General features: G+C 55.7%; 16 protein-coding genes. 3 read left to right on the top strand and 13 right to left on the bottom strand.

What is annotated here, in order from left to right:
* Window positions 1-397 precede the first annotated feature (397 nt).
* The 7 genes from HGBM_RS01355 to HGBM_RS28700 form a co-directional block, all read right to left on the bottom strand.
* Window positions 398-1,753 carry a TolC family protein gene (locus HGBM_RS01355; RefSeq protein WP_019119310.1) on the bottom strand — a complete coding sequence of 452 codons (1,356 nt, stop codon included), beginning with the start codon at window positions 1,751-1,753 and terminating at the stop codon, window positions 398-400.
* 140 nt (window positions 1,754-1,893) lie between these two features.
* A complete protein-coding gene (locus tag HGBM_RS01350; protein ID WP_019119309.1) occupies window positions 1,894-2,415 on the bottom strand; it encodes a TlpA family protein disulfide reductase in 522 nt (173 codons plus the stop codon).
* A gap of 15 nt (window positions 2,416-2,430) precedes the next feature.
* Window positions 2,431-3,135, bottom strand: a complete 705-nt coding sequence (locus tag HGBM_RS01345) for a cytochrome c biogenesis CcdA family protein (protein WP_026074119.1) — start codon at window positions 3,133-3,135, stop codon at window positions 2,431-2,433.
* Window positions 3,136-3,282: 147 nt separating this feature from the next.
* Entirely contained in the window at window positions 3,283-5,049 is a 1,767-nt protein-coding gene (locus HGBM_RS01340) for an aromatic amino acid hydroxylase (RefSeq protein ID WP_026074118.1), read from the bottom strand.
* Between the two features lie 458 nt (window positions 5,050-5,507).
* Window positions 5,508-6,413, bottom strand: coding sequence for a hypothetical protein (locus HGBM_RS01330; protein WP_019119305.1), 906 nt, complete (start codon window positions 6,411-6,413; stop codon window positions 5,508-5,510).
* Between the two features lie 46 nt (window positions 6,414-6,459).
* On the bottom strand, window positions 6,460-6,801 hold the full coding sequence (locus HGBM_RS01325) for a hypothetical protein (RefSeq protein ID WP_019119304.1): 342 nt from the start codon (window positions 6,799-6,801) through the stop codon (window positions 6,460-6,462).
* A gap of 280 nt (window positions 6,802-7,081) precedes the next feature.
* Window positions 7,082-7,489, bottom strand: a complete 408-nt coding sequence (locus tag HGBM_RS28700; protein WP_019119302.1) for a DUF3054 domain-containing protein — start codon at window positions 7,487-7,489, stop codon at window positions 7,082-7,084.
* 150 nt (window positions 7,490-7,639) lie between these two features.
* Here HGBM_RS28700 and HGBM_RS01310 point away from each other — a divergent pair, with 150 nt between their 5' ends.
* Together HGBM_RS01310 and HGBM_RS01305 are read left to right on the top strand one after the other, a co-directional pair.
* Window positions 7,640-8,242 (top strand): GNAT family N-acetyltransferase, encoded by a 603-nt coding sequence (locus tag HGBM_RS01310; protein WP_019119301.1) that lies wholly within the window; start codon window positions 7,640-7,642, stop codon window positions 8,240-8,242.
* A gap of 79 nt (window positions 8,243-8,321) precedes the next feature.
* On the top strand, window positions 8,322-10,079 hold the full coding sequence (locus tag HGBM_RS01305) for a UbiD family decarboxylase (protein WP_019119300.1): 1,758 nt from the start codon (window positions 8,322-8,324) through the stop codon (window positions 10,077-10,079).
* A 47-nt stretch (window positions 10,080-10,126) separates the two neighbouring features.
* Here the strand turns inward: HGBM_RS01305 and HGBM_RS01300 are convergent, their stop codons facing one another.
* The gene (locus HGBM_RS01300; protein WP_019119299.1) at window positions 10,127-10,672 is read right to left on the bottom strand and encodes a C40 family peptidase; all 546 of its coding nucleotides are present in this window, start codon (window positions 10,670-10,672) and stop codon (window positions 10,127-10,129) included.
* A gap of 178 nt (window positions 10,673-10,850) precedes the next feature.
* A complete protein-coding gene (locus HGBM_RS01295; RefSeq protein WP_019119298.1) occupies window positions 10,851-12,014 on the bottom strand; it encodes an amidase domain-containing protein in 1,164 nt (387 codons plus the stop codon).
* 150 nt (window positions 12,015-12,164) lie between these two features.
* Between HGBM_RS01295 and HGBM_RS01290 the strand changes: the two genes are divergently transcribed.
* Window positions 12,165-13,652 carry an NCS1 family nucleobase:cation symporter-1 gene (locus tag HGBM_RS01290; RefSeq protein ID WP_019119297.1) on the top strand — a complete coding sequence of 496 codons (1,488 nt, stop codon included), beginning with the start codon at window positions 12,165-12,167 and terminating at the stop codon, window positions 13,650-13,652.
* A gap of 66 nt (window positions 13,653-13,718) precedes the next feature.
* Here HGBM_RS01290 and HGBM_RS01285 read toward each other — a convergent pair whose 3' ends face one another.
* From HGBM_RS01285 to preA, 4 genes are all read right to left on the bottom strand, one after another.
* Window positions 13,719-14,309, bottom strand: coding sequence for a hypothetical protein (locus HGBM_RS01285; protein WP_019119296.1), 591 nt, complete (start codon window positions 14,307-14,309; stop codon window positions 13,719-13,721).
* A 47-nt stretch (window positions 14,310-14,356) separates the two neighbouring features.
* Complete coding sequence (locus HGBM_RS01280) at window positions 14,357-15,247, bottom strand: nitrilase-related carbon-nitrogen hydrolase (RefSeq protein ID WP_019119295.1); 891 nt, start codon at window positions 15,245-15,247, stop codon at window positions 14,357-14,359.
* Between the two features lie 23 nt (window positions 15,248-15,270).
* Window positions 15,271-16,656, bottom strand: a complete 1,386-nt coding sequence (gene hydA, locus HGBM_RS01275) for a dihydropyrimidinase (protein ID WP_019119294.1) — start codon at window positions 16,654-16,656, stop codon at window positions 15,271-15,273.
* 108 nt (window positions 16,657-16,764) lie between these two features.
* Entirely contained in the window at window positions 16,765-18,042 is a 1,278-nt protein-coding gene (gene preA / locus HGBM_RS01270; protein ID WP_019119293.1) for an NAD-dependent dihydropyrimidine dehydrogenase subunit PreA, read from the bottom strand.
* Between the last annotated feature and the right edge of the window lie 21 nt (window positions 18,043-18,063).

Below are 18,063 nucleotides of genomic sequence, written 5' to 3'. Positions count from 1 at the left end.
ACAATTTCTTCCACAACTTTACACGACAAAGCGTGAGCCAGCCGCTTTATTTATTATTGTGATTCAGTATAAGTTTGTCAATGTTTACAGCCTGACATCTTGCTTTTCCTGTAAATTTCACATTTTGTTCAAAAATTATACTTCATCACTAAGATTCGCCCTCACCCCCAGATCTTGCTTATGTAGTTGTAGTATTGCCTGATACGCGCCTGATCATTTGAGATGCGCAGTCGCCTGCTTGTGCGTATTTCCCGTCAATCCTTACAACCCGTTCCGCTGCCCTCTACGGTTACTATTGTAATAGAACCTGGGCATACTTTCCTCATCATATGTGGAGAAAGTATGACAAAAATAACGAAAAAAGCCCTTCCCCCGTTGGGAAGAGCCTTGGATGACGTTAGTTGCCCATGACGTTGTTGTAGTTGGCAAGGGCAATGTTGTAGTTATGGATACCCGCCTGGTACTGATTTTCACTGTTTCTCAGCGTTTCCTCGGCTTGGATCACGTCCACGATGGTCGACAAGCCATTTTGAAAGCGCAGCTTCACGAGACGGTAATTTTCCGTAGAGGCGTCCAGCGCTTTTTTGTAGGCCTCAACAGCTGATTTGGCCGCATTGAGATTGTTGTAAGCCACTGAAACGTCTACTGTTATCTGCTTCTTGGTCTGTTCCAGGTTCAGCTTGGCTTTCTCCAGATCGTTTTGGCTCATCTCGCCTTGATAGGTAGCGATCGACGAGTATTTGCGAATCAGGTCGATGTTCAATTCCGCCACTTTGATTTCCTCTTGGCTCTGCATGATCTCCGCCCGCTGCTGCAGGGCAAGCTCTATAGCCTTGTTCAGAGGTGTAATGTCCGCCTGATTGAGGGCGTCTTCTTTCAGGTTCCACTGTTTATCCAGATCGGCGCCGATGAACTGATTGAACTTCAGTCGGTTTTGTTCCAACGTGCTCTTCGCGCCAGCCAAAGCCGCTTCAGCAGTGGCTTGTGCCGCTTCCGCCTGCAGCACGTCTGTTTTGGCTTTCGTTCCCACCTGGAATGCCGCCTGGGCCATTCTGACCTGTTCTTTGGCACGGTCCAGACTTTTCTGCTTCAATTCGACGTCAGCCTGGGCGCTCAGCAGGTCGTAGTACGCTTTTTGCGCGCCCAGCTTCGTCTTGCTTTCGGCTGCCTTGAGCGCGTATTTGTTTACTTCCTTCGCGCTTTGGGCCTTGGCATTGTTCACGTATTTCTGCTGTGCCGCGTCCAGCGTAGTGACAAAATCGGCAGGAATATCGCGTACCTTGGCATTGACCAACCGGGCGTTGGTGTCTGCCGTATCGACGTCAATCCGCATCGCTTTCAAGTCGCTGTTGTTTTCCAGCGCCTGTTTGATCGCATCGTCTACCGTTATGGTGCCGGAGGGCGCAGCCGACTGGTTGGAAGAGGCTCCGTTGGAAGCTGTCTGCGATCCTTGGCCAGTCGAACCGGTCGTTTCTGTCTTCTGGTTCTGATTCCCGGTTCCGGCTGCATCCGCCGCTTCAGCGCTCTGCTTGGCTGGATCGGCCGTGTCCGCCGCTTCAGCGCCCTGCTTGGCTGAATCGGCCGTGTTCGCCGCCTGGGCCTGCCCGGAAGACTGAGCCGCCTCTGCTGCCAGTGCCCTCTCGGATGGATCCGTGCGGTCATCCGAAGCAGCCCAGGCGAACCCGGCCGTCAACGTGATGCTGGCGGAGAGCAGTAAAAACACCCATTTTTGTTTCGTATGCAAAATATTCATCGAGTCTTCTCCCTCCCTAGCTACTATTCAAAAAGAGTCGGATATCAATTTCAATGAATGTTTCTTGGATATTTTGTCAAGAAACAGGAGATTCCTGCAGGCAAAAAGAAAAACGGTCCGTTCATCATGGACCGTTCATCCTATTTCGTCACGATTTTCTTCAGTTCTTGCTCAAAACTTCCCGCATCGACCATCCCGATGATCGACCTGCGGATGACTCCCTGTTTGTCGACGAGAAAGGTGGTGGGAATCGCTTTGACCTGGTACGTATCAGACACCTTTGCATCGGTATCCAACAGGATCGGCATCGTCAGCTTAAACTGGCTGACGAACTGCTTGGCAGAATCAAGCTTGTCGCTCTTCGTAATATTGATCGCGTAAAAATCCACCTGATCCTTGTACGTCCCGTAAAGCTTCTCGAGGTCAGGGGCCTCCATCTTGCAGGGACCGCACCACGATGCCCAAAAATTGATCACCAAAGGCTTGTCTCGCGGCCCGGTTACCTGGTATGTCTGGTCATCCAAGCCCTTGAGCGTAAAGTGGGGCGCGTTGTAGCCGACTTGCGGTTTTTGCATCGCTGCGCTGCTCTGTGCCTGAATGTTGTTGTAGATGGCGAAACCCGCCAGACCAAAAATCACCAGGATCAACAAAAATCGTTTCATGACACTCCTCCACTTCTACAGTGCGGGCACCCACAATTTTTGCAAATAGATCGTGATCACCGTCAACTGGTCCGTGTAGAGCAGGATACCAAACAGCACCATCAAAGCGCCGCCCACTTTCATCAACCGCTCCGAGTACTTGGCGATCCAGCGGACGCGGCTGATGAAGAACGTCATCAGAAAAAACGGAATCGCAAAACCCAGCGTATAAGCGAGCGTGTAGTTTAGCGCCCGGGCAGGGTCACTCATTCCAAGCGCAATGATCCCGGTCAAAATCGGTCCGACACAGGGGGACCAACCGGCTGCATAGGTAATCCCGACCAGTACAGACCCAGTATACCCCAGCGGCCGATTCTTTATGTCCACCTTCCACGTGCGCATCATCCAGCTCAGCTTAAACACGTCCAGCATGACCAACCCCATGACGACCAGCAGAATGCCGCCAAGCATGCGAATCAGGTCCCTCTGGTTGGAAAAAAAGCTGCCCAGCCAGGAAGTAGAAAGTCCCAGCGCCAAGAATACAATCGAAAATCCAAGGATAAAGAACAGCGTATGCAGCAGTGCCTCCCGGCGGAATATCGTTCTCCCCTGCTTGATTTCATCCATTGTAACCCCGGTAATATACGATAGAAAGGACGGATACAAAGGCAGGCAACAGGGAGAAATAAAAGATAAGAACCCGGCACTGAATGAGAGGAAAAGAGTTAGATTCGCAGCCATAGCCCCTCCTGTTACTTGTAACAGTCTTGTCTTTTTCCATTGTAGAGCAACAACGAAGCGAACGGAATCCCGTTTGCGGGAAACCTGTTACAATTTCAAGGCGTACCTCTTTGTACAAAAGGTACGCCCGAGTTGCCGCCAGTATTCTCATTCAACCTCTACGAGCGCCAGACCGCCCTGGATCAGCGGGTTTAATTCCGGCTGCCGATTCCCGATTTCTGTCAAACGCTGCCGAAGCTGACGCCGCTGATCAGGCAGCAGCCCATGGGCAGTGAGCAGCTCCAACAGCTCGAGCCGCAGCAGCCAGTCATCCGGATCGTTCTGATCCAGGACTTCCAGGATTCGCTGCAGTTCAAGCGCCAGTACTTCCGACTCCGGCGGCTGCTCGCGCAGATCACGCACGCCCTGGTACAGTTTGTGCAGCCGTTTTGCCCCGGCTGTGTAGACCGGCCGCCGTGTTTTCACCTGGGACGGCTGTTGCACTCCTGTCTCATACTGCTCCCGATCGGCAGCCCCGGCAAATACGGAGACGATCATCTCCCCTACTGCCATGTCATACGTTCCCCACTCCGACCGGAACAGCACGTCGCCGCCATAGGTAACGGTACAGTTGTCGAAACCGATCAAAACCAGCAGGCTGTCTTCCCGCAGAAGGTAGGTTACCTCTCCGCTGACCTTTACGCCCGAAGCGAAGCTCAGCGTCACCTGTTCCCCGGTGACGATGCCGTGACCTGCCAGCTGTGCATCAGTCATCTGCTCCAGCGGCGTCGACTCGCCGGCAAGCCGTCCGATCGGCGAACCGAACCCCTCACTGTGGTACTCCTTGCCGTGGCCGGGCAGCTGACGCCCTTTGACAGCCAGGGCGGTGGCTCCGTCCGTCTTGAGATAAACCGCCTCTCCGTCATGATCGTACACAAGCTCCGAGATGATCCCGCTCACCTGCAGGCCCGAACTGAAGACTGCGGTTGCGGGCTGCTTCATCTTCATTGCCTTGACCAGGCTCTCCGTCCCGCCGACGGAGACAGCCATCGTCCGGGCAAACTCCTTCACCGCTTCAATCAATTCATCAAAGCTCCTGCAGACAAACAGCTGCGGCTGCGGCTTGGTGATATCGAAGTCGGTCTCAATGCATGCCTGCAAGGAAAACGGCAGCTTTTTGACATCATCCCGCATGCAGCTGATGCTCTCCCCTACCGACGAGAGCAGGCCGGCACCGTAAATCTGCGGCTGCTTGAGATCTCCAATCAAGCCGTATTCAACCGTCCACCAATAGAGGCGAGCCAGCTTAGCCGCTTCGGATACCTCTGTGACTGCGGCCGTTTTTTCTTGCAGATTCTGCTCGGCGCGGGCGATTTGTTCCTCTGTCGCCAGCGGATCTTCCTTCACGATGGAAAGCAGGCGCGTCGCTTCGTACACTTCGTAATCCTCATGGGAAAAGATGGCCTTGGAGCCGATTTCGCCAAAGATCTTCAGGTATGTCCGGTACTTCTCATCTTTTATGATCGGCGCGTGTCCTGCCGCTTCGTGAATGATGTCCGGAGCCGGCGTGTAGGCGATATGATCGTATTGTCTGATGTCGCAGGCAATCGGCAAAATATTGTGTGCCTGAAAATCAAAAAAGGCAACAGCGGGGATAAATCCGTCAATCGTCACCGCTCCCCAACCTATTTCCGACAGACATGCGTTCATCTCATCGATTTTGGGAATTCGCTCGACGTCAATTCCCGATTGCCGCAGGCCGTCCAGGTACACCTGATGGGCCCGGCTGCCGAGGTAATGGCTGTTTTGGCGCATGACATAGCGCCAGACCGCTTGATCGATCGGGGTGTAGCGGTCGTAATCCTGTTCGACCACAAATTGTTTGAGATGGAGCGGAACACGTACGGCGCAAACCTCAGAATCAACGTGGTTCATACTGCTATTTGCCCCCTTGCAGCAAACGTTTGTAAGCGCTTTCCAACCGCTTTCATCATACCACAAATCGCTGTTGGAATGTTTAAAAAAATAATGCAGCGGGGTGTTTTCAGCGGCTGTGCCAAGCCCTTTTTTTACGACAAAGGGGGCATTATCCATAAAGTGGAGGACTGCCTCAAAAAAGAAGCAGCGGCGTGCCGGAACTTGAATACAAAGTCCTGCACTGCCGCTGCTTTTCTTGTACGTTCATCGCTTAGCATCGTCAGACGAACCGTTTCGCGCTGCTTGACATTTTGCAGTCCAAATGCTGCCGCCAATGCGATCAATACATGGCGGTCGCCGCCAGAAATGCATCCGAATACGAAATGGCATCCATCATGTATTCCCGCTTGTCCGGGGGAACCGTTCACCGGCGGAAACAGGCGCCTGCGCCCGGGCATCCAGCCCGGGCCCGGCAGTCAGTCTCTTTTCCTGTTTACCTGCTGTTCCAGCATTACGTCCAAGAGCAGCAGGTCCTGCAGCGGGTCGCGCGGATCTGTCGTCAGCAGTGCGGCGACGGCCGCAATGGCGGAACGGACGGCGTGATACGAGTAAAACGCGTCGCGCTCGGCTTCAGTCGTCAGCGACAAGTCGGACAGGCCTTGGGACGGCTGGGGAAATTCCAGCTGCAGGCCGGCGCGGTCCAGCACGAGCAGCGCCTGTTTGATGGCGATCAGGGCGGCGCTCACGCTGATGCCGTACTCCTTGCGCAGGCTGTCCCATACTTCAAACGCGGACCTCTCCAGGCGCTCTCCGCTCATGCCGGTGATAAAACCGCTCTTGCGCCCTTCGTCCAAGAGCCACCCGACGAGTACGTCCTGCCGGGGCGGGAACGCATACACCTGCAGCTTCAGTTCCAGCTCGGTGGGAAAATCCTTGGCAAAGCGGGCGTGCGCGAGCGACATTTCATACCGGCGGGAGGGGTGTCCGGGAACGGTGACAAACACTGTCTCCGCCCTGATCGCGGCTACCTGCAGTTTGGTCCGTGCCGGTATCCGTGCTTGCGGAGCCTTCTCCCGGCGGATATTGGCCGGCAGCAGCTCCGTTCCGTACAAGTGGTATTCCAGTGGCGAATTGATCCAGGGAATCGGCTCCCGATCGACGATCTCATACAAACCGGTAAAGGTAATCCACTCCCCTGGCCGGTGTTGAAACCGGACGAGAATGGCGTGCCTCTCCTCTTCCGGCGGTATCTCTTCCGGCAGGACGGACGAATCGGGGGACAGCGGGCGATGTTCCACCAGAACGCATTCGCTTAGCCCCAGCCGTGCCAAAAGTTCGCGTTTCCCGACGAGTTCGTAGCCAATCCGATAGGTCTGTTTCATTCAGTCCGCCTCCTCTGCTGTATGTATTCATTAGGAACGGATCGGTTTACTGCGATAGGACGGACAAGGATTCTTTCAGCCAGGCATCCATCTTCGCCTGCCGCGGGTCACTTGGATCCAGCTTCCGCACAGCCTCCTCGATGAGTTTTCGCAGGTAAAACCTTTGCTGGAAATCCAGCTCTACGTTCACCTCCGAGGGAGGGCTGGGCTGCTCATGCAAAAAAGCGACGCCAGTGAGCAGCGAACCTGCGATGGATTCCACCAGCTCAACCGGCTGTGCTTGTTGTCTCCATTCATCATAACAACTGTCGAAGAGCTGGCAGAGAACGAGAAACGGCTGTGTAGGAATGGCAATACGTCTTGGTTGATTGATCCTGGGAACCTCCATCTGTTCGTTCCCCCTATTATAGCATAATGAAAATGACGCCGTTATCCGCGAAAAAACCGCTGACCATCAAGTTCAGCGGCTAGTCATCGGCCTCGGACAGGCTAACTGCCATTATCCCGGATGTTGCGGTTTTTGTCGTTCTTATCCAAGGTTTTGCCCCTGTTTTTGCCGAGATTTTTGCTTTTATTGTTTTTGCTGGACACGCTGCCACCTCCCTGTGGTTGGTAGCGTCTCCATGGGTGCGGCAAACTATACGATTATCCCGGGCCCAAGCGAGGTCTCACATCTTCCCGCGCCTGATAAACCAGCTGTACGCCATTCTCCAGGCCGCCAGAAGAATCGTATTGGCGATCAAGGTGACGATCGCGAAGCTCAGGATGAACGGTTTTCCAAAAAACAAGGCGCGGATGACCATGCTGACGATCTCCACTGCAACCCAGACAAGGAAGGCCCGCCATGCCGCTGTTTTTACGCTGCTGACAGCCGCCGGTCGATACGCCCCCAAGAGCGGTGCTGTAATCACCCAGCCGATCAGAAAAGGGGCTGCCGTATAGAACAAGCCGGTTATGCCAATCATCCGGTCGTGCTCTTTCATGCCGATCAAGGTAAACAACAAAATCATCACGAGGTCCCCAAGCAGCAGGATAACCGTCGATGTCGTCGAACGATTCATTGTGGACTGTTTCATGTCTTCCCTCCATACCCCATTAGGCATAAGCAGGCTGGTGAAGCGCTGCACTTCGTCTATTCTAACTCAAGAGACGGACAGATGAACAGGTGTTCACGGAATCGCTACATTTCTATTTTGCTTGATTCATCAATAAGGAGAAACGATACCATGCTGCAAATTGCCCCGGTTACCTTGAGCGGCGACACAGTTCGCCTCAAACCACTGACACATTCGTATGCTGCCGACCTGCATGAGGCAGGTCAGGATGAGCGCATCTGGACGTACATGTCCACAGTCATCCACACGCGTGAAGATGCCGTTCGGTTTATCGATACAGCCCTCAAGGCCCAGGCAGCGGGAGTCGAGCTGCCCTTTGTGATCATCGAGCAGGCGACGGGACGAGTCATCGGCAGCACCCGGTTTCTCAACATATCCAAAAAAGACCGCGGCCTGGAGATCGGCTGGACCTGGCTTGCCCCCGACGTCTGGAAAACCCGAGTCAACACGGAATGCAAGTGGCTGCTGCTGAGGCACTGTTTTGAGCAGCTCGGCTGCATCCGGGTGCAGCTGAAAACCGACCTGCGCAACCTCAACTCCCAGCGGGCGATTGCACGCATCGGCGGGGTGCGCGAGGGTGTGCTGCGCAGCCACATGGTGGTTCGAGACGGCTATATCCGCGACACCGTCATGTTCAGCATCCTCGATCGGGAATGGCCCGAAGTGGACCAAAAGCTGCGGAAAATCCTCGGCCGACCGGAGCGCTGCGTCTAATATGGGGCTGGTCCTGGGGCTGTTATTCGTGTAGAGTTAGAGGGGAACGTTTTATCGCTTTCAATGAGGTGACTCTTACATGCATCGCAACCTACGCTCTTTTCTCGATCAACTGAGACGAGAAGGTCAGCTTGCGGAGATTGACGCCCCTGTTGATCCGTATTTGGAACTGGCTGAGATACACCGCCGCGTCATTGCCGAACAAGGACCGGCGCTTTTGTTTACCAACGTGAAGGGAAAGTCGTTCCCTGTCGTCACCAACCTGTTCGGGACATCGGGCCGGGTCGATATGGCCTTTGGGCCGAAACCGGAAAACACCGTCAAGCAATTGGTCGACGGCCTGGACAAGCTGATGCCGCCAAAGCTGGGTTCGCTCTGGAAAATGCGGCAGCCGCTGCTTAGCGTGCTGGCGACGGGAACACGGCGGGTCTCAGCCGCAAAGGCCCCCGTACTGGAAGTAAGCGGCGAGCCGGACATGACATCGCTGCCCGCCATCACCAGCTGGCATCTGGACGGCGGCCCCTTCGTCACCCTGCCGCTCGTCTACACGGAGCATCCGCAAACCAAGGAGCACAATCTTGGGATGTACCGCATCCAGATCTTCGACCGGCAGACGACCGGCATGCATTGGCAGATCCACAAAGGAGGCGGCTTCCACTACCATGAGGCAGAGCGGCTGGGCCAACCGCTGCCGGTCACTTTGACCATCGGCGGTCCGCCGGCCTTGATCATTTCGGCGATCGCGCCGCTGCCCGAGATGGTGCCTGAGTTGATCTTCGCCTCGCTTCTCACCGGCGAAAAGCTGAATCTGGTCGATGTGCCCGATCATCCGCACGCGATAGCAGCCGAGGCCGAATTTGTCTTTGGCGGCATTGTGCCTCCGCATTTGCGCCGCATGGAAGGACCGTTTGGCGACCATTTTGGCTATTATTCGCTGGAGCATGAATTTCCCGTATTTCAAGTCAAGCACATGTGGCGGCGAAAAGACGCGATCTACCCGGCTACTGTCGTCGGGAAGCCGCGGCAGGAGGACTTTTTTATCGGGGAATACTTACAGCGGCTGCTCTCACCGCTGTTTCCCGTGGTCATGCCCGGCGTAAAAGCACTATGGACTTACGGCGAGACGGGCTTCCACGCACTGGCCGGGGCCGTCGTCAGAGAGAGCTATTATAAAGAAGCGATGGCTCATGCGTTTCGCATCCTCGGAGAAGGCCAGCTTACACTGACCAAGTTTTTGCTGGTGACAGATGTCGCCTGTGACCTGGCCGACTTCCGCCGCTTCCTGACGATTGTCTTGGAACGGTTCCAGCCTGAACGCGATCTGTTGATCGTCAATGACACGTCAAGCGACACCCTGGATTACACGGGGCGCAAGTTCAATCACGGCAGCAAGGGCGTGCTGCTTGGCATTGGCGATCCCGTCCGGGACCTGCCGCGCGAATATCGGGGGGAGGGCATCCCGGAGATCGACCGGATCGTATCGTTTTGTCCCGGTTGTCTCGTCCTGTCCGGCCCCAGCTTTGAGCAAAATCCCGACTTTGCCGCACAGTTGGTCTCTTTTGCCAACCGGCATCTGCAGAATTGGCCGCTCATCTGCCTGGTGGACGACGCCAGGATCGCAGAGCGCGAGAGCAGCTTCCTCTGGACAGTGTTCACCCGCTTCGATCCGGCCCATGACTTGTATGCCGAATCCAAAATCGTCCGCAACAAAATCCGATATGAAGGCCCGCTGATCATCGACTCGCGCATGAAGCCATTCTACCCTGATGAGGTGGAGACCCGGCCCGACATCGCCGAATTGGTGACGAAACGCTGGTCGGAGTATTTCCCCAGATAAGGAAAAAACAGCCCGGGAGACAGATGAGCTCCTGGGCTGTTCCGCTATTACTCCGAGGCGGTTTGTTCCGCCGGAATCATTCTTTTTGCAAACAAATAGTGTTCGTACCAGTATTCTCCATCTCTTGGATCGTTGTGGATCTTGCTGATCGTAACGCCAATGCCGGGTTCGTACGTGTGCAGGATCTTGCCGTCACCAATGTAAATTCCCACGTGACGCACCTTGTTTAGACCTGTCTCATTCGGAAAATCCTCATCCGAGAAAAACATGACATCCCCTTTGCGGAGTTGATCAAAAGGAACCCATTCCCCCTGAACGGCTTGTTCTCTGGCGTTCCACCCCAGTTTGATGCCGTATTTGTCAAACAGAAACTGCACAAAGGATGAGCAGTCAAAGGTTTTATCTTGAAAGCGCTCAGCGCCGTATACGTAAGGGGTACCCATATAACTTTCGCCCAATTGGATAATGCTGTCAGCCGTCTGCTGCCATGCCGGAACAGCCGCGGCAGCTGACGCTTTTTCCACTGTCAGCGGAGAAGCCAGCAGCGACAGAGCCAGCAAAGCGCCGCCAATCATCGACATCTTCTTTCGCACAGGTATCCCTCCTTCCGTTTTTTTGATGAAAAAAACACATCGCGCCAACCCGGGATGTGTCCACTTCTGTATTCTACCAGGATCAGCCCCGAAGTTCATTGCAAAAATGTTGCCAATCCCAAGCCGCACGAAAAAACGGCACCTTACCAGTGCCGTCCACCACAGCGTAAAAAGTGATTTAGTCGTTCAGATGGATCAACCAGAACCTGGTCGACTTGTCCCAGCCCAGATCCCAGGGGACGTGATAGCGGTCACCCGTATGGGAATTGACCAGGACGTAGCCCTTGACATCCCGGGCAGTGACCACAGAAAAATGATCGATGTCTCCGCCCAATTCATAGGCGATCAGATCTCCTGGCTGAAGCTTGGCCAGGGCCCCTTCCGGGAAGCGGGATGTCGGTTTGGCTACCTCATCATACGACCCGCGGGCGATCAGACGAGCGTACCCGCTGTACAACAGGAAATTTTTAAACGCATCAGTTCGGACCCATGAGGTGCTGCCCCCCTGTTTATAACGGTAGTACCAGCCTCCCCTCATCGGCAGTCCTCCCCCTTCCGCCTTATCGCCGATGACCTGTGAAGCGTAATTGGTGCAATCCCCGCCCAAGTAAGTGTAGTCGAGGTACTTCTTGTTGTACCGGTTGTTGTTTCCCGCTCCCCATGCCGCTCCAGCGTACTTGTCTGCATACTCGACGGCAGCCTTCCGGTTGTACCTCGGGCGCTTCGCTTTCTTTTGATTCGCGACCCATGCTTCAGGCAGAGCTCCCTCTATGGCCGACTCATCTGTCTGGGCAGACGCTGCCGGGATAAAACTGGAATCTTCATCTATCGGATCCGTATACCATTCTCTCAGCACATGCCACTTCCCATTCTCCTGTCTCAAGGTCACGGCGTGCCTGGTCCCAATCCCGAAAGCCTGCGGAGACAGCTCTTTTTCCTTGTAAGCATAGGTAATCTTCAGCGTCTGAATCAGCCCCGCCTTGGCGTAATTCCCCTCCGTCCGCAAGCGGACAACGCGAATTTTGCTTTCGGCACCGATGATTTCAATGCCCCGTTTGGCCGCCCAGGCCTTCAGGTACTGACCCCTGCGCAGTTCATGTTCCAAAGCGTACCTGCTGACTCTCTCCCGCGGCAAATACAGCTTCGTCAGTACGTCTGTCGACTCTTTGACAAGGTTCTCTGTCCGCAGACGGAACAACCGCTCCAAAAATTGAGCGGGATCTTCTGCATTCGCGGAATTGGCAGCGGCACTGCCGGCAAATGCAAGCACCATACAAATGAAGGACAAGACAATGCGTCTACAGGTCGTCACGTCGTGATCACCCCGGAAGATATCATTCACCTTCGGAGTTTCCCCTATTGCCTGCGGAAACATTCACCGGCCCTGTCCCTTTAAAATGCAGGTATGAGATGTCCCTGGTCCCAATATACTGTAGCATTTAGGCGAGACAGGTCAACCCGCCTGTCTTGCCCAAAAAAGGGGGGAGTGTATATGAAAGTACAAAGGGAAGAGGGCGGCATCGTCACGCTGACAGAGGAAGGGATAACCCAGATCAAAGACAGCCCGCTGTTCAACGAAGGCCTGCGCCCGACTTCCAAGGAAGAACACCACTGGAGTGCCTACAACTTCGCCAGTTTGTGGATCGGGATGTGTATCTGTTTGCCGGCTTACTCGCTTGCCGCCGGTCTGATCTCCTTGGGGATGAACTGGGTGCAGGCTATCATCACGATTATTTTAGGAAATCTTATCGTGCTCATTCCCATTCTTCTCAATTCCCACGCCGGGACAAAATTTGGCATCCCCTATCCCGTCTTCGCCCGCATCTGGTTCGGTTCCAAGGGCACCCATATCCCGTCCCTTGCCCGCGGCCTGATCGGCGCAGGCTGGTTTGGGATCAACTGTTGGTTTGGAGGAGCGGCAATTGACACCCTGCTCTCCTCGATGTCCGGCTGGAGCAGCATCCCAGGCCACCTGGGCATTTCCTTTATTCTCTTTTGGGGACTCAACGTCTGGGTAGCCTACCGCGGTCCTGAAGCGATTCGCCGGATGGAGTTTTGGGCCGCACCCACACTGATCGTACTGTCAATCGCGCTGTTGATCTGGGCCGTCACATCCGCAGGCGGATGGGGACCCATGCTGTCGGCGCCGTCCAAACTTACCTCGACCGGAGAATTTCTAAAAATATTTTTCCCTTCCCTGACCGGCGCGATTGCCTTCTGGGCGACAATGGCCCTCAATATCCCCGATTTTTGCCGGTACGCCAAAAGCCAAAAGGCACAGATCGTCGGCCAGTCCATTGCGCTTCCCACCACGATGGGGTTCTTCTCGTTTATCGGCATAGCGGTTACCTCAGCTACGGTGCTCATCTTCGGTGAAGCGATTTGGGATCCCGCTGCCGTGCTGGCCAAATTTTCACCGCTCGCCATTTTCTTCGGCACAATCGGAATCGTCCTCGCTACGCTGACGACAAACGTAGCGGCCAACATCGTCGCACCCGCCCGGGCCATCGAAAACCTGTGGCCGCGCAAAATGACATTTGCCAAAGGTGCGATTATCGCCGGAGTCGTCTCGCTTTTGTTTCAGCCTTGGTATATACTGGAGAATTTCGGGAATTACATTTTCGGTTGGCTGGGAACGTACGCTGCCCTGCTGGGTCCGATCGACGGGATCGCCATTGCCGATTACTGGCTGGTACGCAAGCGGCGCATACACCTGATCGAGCTGTACCAGACAAACGGACGCTATCATTACAACTCCGGCTTTAATCAGAAGGCCATCTGGGCGTTGATCGCGGGCATTCTCGTCCCCTTTATCTGCAGGCTGATCCCGGGACTGCAATTCGTCTGGGACAATGCCTGGACGGTCGGGCTGTTCGTCTCGGCATTCCTCTACACCTGGCTGATGCGGGATGACAGCAGCCGCCTCGGCATCGAGGAGTACAGGAAAATTACGGCAACGGGTTTTGTCCGCAACGCATAGTTCTTCCCGAAACGAAAAGATCTGGGGCCTCTTGCCTCGGATCTTTTCTTCTGCTGAGGGGGCACGTCAAGATTTCGGCATCGCTTGCGCCGCACAGCCAAGGGTGAAGACAAGGGACAGGGAGATGTCGGTGATTTGCCGGTCAGGATCGTAGCAAACGTAATAGGTCAACTCATCACTCAATCGGTAGAGTATCCCGTCATAACCGCGCTCCACGAGAAATTTGCGAATTTGTTCACCTGTCCAGACCAGCCAATCCGTCTCGCTCATGGACCCGGAAAAGCTTTCAACCTGTTTTGGAGAAAACGTTGAAACCAGCGCTTCCCTGCGCAATTCATTTTCGCCGTACGCTTCATTCAGGTACATCGGCCGGGTGAACCTGATCGACTGGCACAGCACTGCCGCTTGATCAGCCGACACCTCCGCGTGGCAGTATGCGTACTGGGCAGCTACCTCGGGGCTGCTGACCAGATAGACGCCTGAACCAAATACTGCTTTTGCGGCAACGCCGGAACAAAAATCCCTCCGCTCCCCCCGCAGATACGATTGCCGTTCGACAACGACGGCTGCCTCTGTGTACTCCACCCCGCGGTAGGCAGTCAACATCATTCGCATCCCCCCGTTTTCCTCCCCTGCCGCCCCGGCGGCAAGCAGCAAGGCAGCCTCCTGATCCGAGGAAGCTGCCTGATGCAATCGGCTAATGGCTACGGCAGCAGACGGGCCATGTCTTCGTACGTCTCAGGACGGCGATCCCGGAAAAACTGCCACTGATCGCGCACTTCCTGGATCAGGCTTTTGTCCATTTCCGCCACGAGCACCTCATCCCGGTCGCGACTGGCGATGGCTACAAACCGCCCGCGCGGATCCACCAAGTAGGACTGCCCGTAAAACTCGCCCATGTTCCAGGGCGCTTCCACTCCAACCCGGTTGATTGCGGCGACGTAATAACCGTTCGCTACCGCATGTGCAGGCTGCTCCAGTTTCCACAAATATTCCGACAGGCCGGCCACTGTAGCGGATGGATTGAAGATGATCTCTGCGCCGTTCAACCCGAGCAGTCGGGCCCCCTCGGGAAAATGGCGATCGTAGCAAATGTAGACACCCACCTTGGCATACGCGGTATCAAATACCTTGTAGCCTAGATTGCCCGGCTTGAAGTAGTATTTCTCCCAAAAGCCGCAGCCCCGGCCTCCGACGGCCACGTGCGGGATGTGGTGCTTGCGGTACTTGCCCAGGTAGGAACCGTCGGCATCGATCACGGCGGCCGTGTTGTAGTAGATGCCGACAGCGGCTTTCTCGTACACCGGCAAGATGAGCACCGTCCCCGTGTCTTTGGCAATCTGCTGAAACAACTGGGTAGTCGGTCCCTCCGGCACCTCTTCTGCCGACTCGTACCACTTGGTCGACTGTTCGGCGCAGAAGTAGGGTCCGTAAAAAATCTCCTGCAGGCAAATGATCAGGGCCCCTTTTTCCGCTGCCTCATGCACCAATCTGATGTGCTTTTCAATCGCCTTCTCTTTGTGAACGTGAACCGGCTCATCCCCATGTACATCATGCTTTGCCTGAATCAAGCCGATTTTTACCTTGCTTGGCATTGCTGCCCCTCCCTCCTGCGAATTTATGGACGAGCAAAAGACGAGCGCTTGAGGAATCGGCCAGCTCCCGCCCGGCCGACAAACGCTTTGTCGCGGATGACGAAATCCCCCCTCGACAGCACCGTCACTACCTCCCCTTGCACTTCCATGCCTTCAAAGGGGTTGTAATCGACATTCATGTGATGGGTCTCGGCAGAGATGGTCCGCTTGGAGCGCGGGTCGAAGATGACGATGTCGGCATCGGAGCCTACTGCGACGGTCCCTTTCTGGGGGAAAAGTCCGAACAATTTGGCCGATTTGGTCGCGATGACGTCGACAAACTGGTTGAGGCTGATCCGGCCCTTGTGCACCCCTTCCGAGTAGATCAGGCTGAAGCGGTCCTCGACAACCGGCCCGCCGTTGGGGATTTTGGAGAAATCGCCTACTCCCAGCTCCTTTTGCCCCTTGTAGTTGAAGGAACACATGTCAGAGCCGACGGTTTGCAGGATGCCGCTCTTCAGCGCGTTCCAGAGCACCTCTTGATTCCACTTCTCCCGAAGCGGCGGCGACCAGACGTACTTGGCCCCTTCGAAGCCGGGCTGATCCATCACGCTGATGTCAAGCACAAGGTATTGCGGACAGGTCTCGCCGTACACATTCCAGCCCCGCTCCCGGGCCTCCGCGATACGCTGCACGGCGGCCGCGCAGGTGACGTGTACCACGTAAAGCTGCGAATCAGCCAAAGCGGCAAGCGCAATCGCCCGGCCGGTCGCTTCTCCCTCCGCTTCGGCGGGACGAGTCAGGGCGTGATAATACGGACCGGTATTGCCCTTGGCCAAGGCTTCCTTGGTCAGAAAGTCAATGACGTCGCCGTTCTCTGCGTGAACCTGAACCAGTGCCCCCAGCTCCCTGGCGCGGATCAGCGTTTTGAACAGGGTCTCGTCATCAGCCTGGAAGACGTTCTTGTAGGCCATAAACACTTTGAGCGATGAAATCCCCTCTTCCTCGACTACGTCGCGCAGCTCTTCCAGTACGCGGTCGTTTGTCTCTGCCACCATCAGGTGAAATCCGTAATCAATCACCGCCTTGCCGGCCGCTTTTTCATGCCAGGTGGCGATCGCTTCTTTCAGCGGCCGCCCTTTTTCCGTCAGGCAAAAATCGATCACCGTCGTCGTGCCGCCAAACGCCGCTGCCCGCGTGCCCGTCTCGAAGTTGTCCGCGGTAACGGTGCCGCCAAAGGGCATGTCGAAGTGTGTATGCGGGTCAACTCCGCCGGGGAAGACATAGCAGCCAGCAGCATCGATCACCTCCGCCCCGGACGTGTCCAGCCGCTCTCCGATGGCGGCTACCTTCTCCCCCTGGATCAGCACATCGGCCTGGAAAGTATCGGCGGCGGTGACGACAGTGCCGCCCTGTATCACTTTTTTCATGGGTCTATCCCCCTCTGTTTGTCCCAAGATATCGAGGCCGGGCTAGTTTGGCTGCCAAACGCTCGCAAAGAGCCCTTCCTCGTACAACGTATGCGCCGGTTTCTTTGATCATGCCTCGCAGCTTCCGCCTGCCGCCAAAGCTGCCTGCCGCTGATTCCATGTGAGCGGCGGCTGGCCGGTGTCGATCTCCACCATCTCAATCGTCCCTTCGACGGGGCAGACGATCGCGCAGAGATTGCAGCCGACACAGTCATCTTCGCGGACGACCAGACGTTCCTTCCCGGTTGGATCGTCCCAGACGATATCAATGCACTGGTGGGAAGTATCTTCACAGGCGATATGGCACTTGTTGCAATGGATGCACGTCTCCTCGTGGATTCTTGCGACAATTTTGTAGTTGAGGTTGAGGTTGCCCCAATCCTGGTACGTAGAGACTGACCTGCCCACGATGCCCATCACGGAGGCAATCCCTTTTTCATCGAGGTAGTTGTTCAATCCGTCAATCATGTCTTCGACGATCCGGAATCCGTGGTGCATCGCCGCTGTGCACACCTGAACGCAGGATGAGCCCATCAACAGAAATTCGACGGCGTCGCGCCATGTACTGATCCCGCCGATCCCGGAGATGGGGATTCCCACGAGCGGGTCGCGGGCACACTCGGCCACCATGTTGAGGGCGATCGGCTTCACGGCCGGGCCGCAGTAGCCGCCGTGCGCTCCCTTTCCATCTACGTGCGGAATGGGCAGCCAGGTATCCAGATCGACACCCATCAGGCTGTTGATCGTATTGATCATGCTGACCGCATCCGCACCTCCTTGGCTGGCTGCCCGGGCGGTGTGGCGAATGTCGGTGATGTTGGGAGTCAATTTTACGATCACCGGGGTTTGCGCCACCTCCTTCACCCATTCCGTCTGCTGTCTGACCAGGTCGGGATGCTGTCCCACCGCCGAGCCCATGCCCCGCTCCGCCATGCCGTGCGGACAGCCGAAATTGAGCTCCAATCCATCCACACCCACCGCTTCCACCGCCTTGACCAACTCGTGCCACCTGTCCCGGTTGGGCTCCATCATCAAGGAGGCGATCAGGGTGTGTTTGGGGTATTTCTTTTTGGTCTCAGCGATTTCTTTCAGGTTGTCTTCCAGCGGACGGTCCGTGATCAACTCGATATTGTTGAAACCGAGGACCCGCTGCCCGCCGTAGTGAAGGGCGGCAAAGCGCGAGGTGACGTTGACGATCGGATCGCCCAATGTCTTCCAGACAGCTCCGCCCCAGCCCGCTTCAAACGCCCGCTGTACCTGATAGCCGGAATTCGTCGGCGGGGCGGACGCCAGCCAAAACGGATTTGGCGATTCGATGCCGGCGATATTGATCCGCAAATCTGCCATGGGAACTCCTCCTTCTTGTTT

Source organism: Brevibacillus massiliensis (assembly GCF_000311785.1).
Lineage (GTDB): Bacteria > Bacillota > Bacilli > Brevibacillales > Brevibacillaceae > Brevibacillus_C > Brevibacillus_C massiliensis.
Note: the sequence above shows the minus strand (reverse complement) of the source record. Positions and strands in the feature narration are given on the sequence as shown.

What these genes read in the sequence shown, in the direction of transcription:
- HGBM_RS01330 (WP_019119305.1), bottom strand. Translation starts at nt 6,413, where the DNA reads ATGAAACAGACCTATCGGATTGGCTACGAACTCGTCGGGAAACGCGAA.
- HGBM_RS01350 (WP_019119309.1), bottom strand. Translation starts at nt 2,415, where the DNA reads ATGAAACGATTTTTGTTGATCCTGGTGATTTTTGGTCTGGCGGGTTTC.
- HGBM_RS01310 (WP_019119301.1), top strand. Translation starts at nt 7,640, where the DNA reads ATGCTGCAAATTGCCCCGGTTACCTTGAGCGGCGACACAGTTCGCCTC.
- HGBM_RS01340 (WP_026074118.1), bottom strand. Translation starts at nt 5,049, where the DNA reads ATGAACCACGTTGATTCTGAGGTTTGCGCCGTACGTGTTCCGCTCCAT.
- HGBM_RS01290 (WP_019119297.1), top strand. Translation starts at nt 12,165, where the DNA reads ATGAAAGTACAAAGGGAAGAGGGCGGCATCGTCACGCTGACAGAGGAA.
- HGBM_RS28700 (WP_019119302.1), bottom strand. Translation starts at nt 7,489, where the DNA reads ATGAAACAGTCCACAATGAATCGTTCGACGACATCGACGGTTATCCTG.
- HGBM_RS01355 (WP_019119310.1), bottom strand. Translation starts at nt 1,753, where the DNA reads ATGAATATTTTGCATACGAAACAAAAATGGGTGTTTTTACTGCTCTCC.
- HGBM_RS01280 (WP_019119295.1), bottom strand. Translation starts at nt 15,247, where the DNA reads ATGCCAAGCAAGGTAAAAATCGGCTTGATTCAGGCAAAGCATGATGTA.
- hydA (WP_019119294.1), bottom strand. Translation starts at nt 16,656, where the DNA reads ATGAAAAAAGTGATACAGGGCGGCACTGTCGTCACCGCCGCCGATACT.
- HGBM_RS01325 (WP_019119304.1), bottom strand. Translation starts at nt 6,801, where the DNA reads ATGGAGGTTCCCAGGATCAATCAACCAAGACGTATTGCCATTCCTACA.
- HGBM_RS01345 (WP_026074119.1), bottom strand. Translation starts at nt 3,135, where the DNA reads ATGGCTGCGAATCTAACTCTTTTCCTCTCATTCAGTGCCGGGTTCTTA.
- preA (WP_019119293.1), bottom strand. Translation starts at nt 18,042, where the DNA reads ATGGCAGATTTGCGGATCAATATCGCCGGCATCGAATCGCCAAATCCG.
- HGBM_RS01305 (WP_019119300.1), top strand. Translation starts at nt 8,322, where the DNA reads ATGCATCGCAACCTACGCTCTTTTCTCGATCAACTGAGACGAGAAGGT.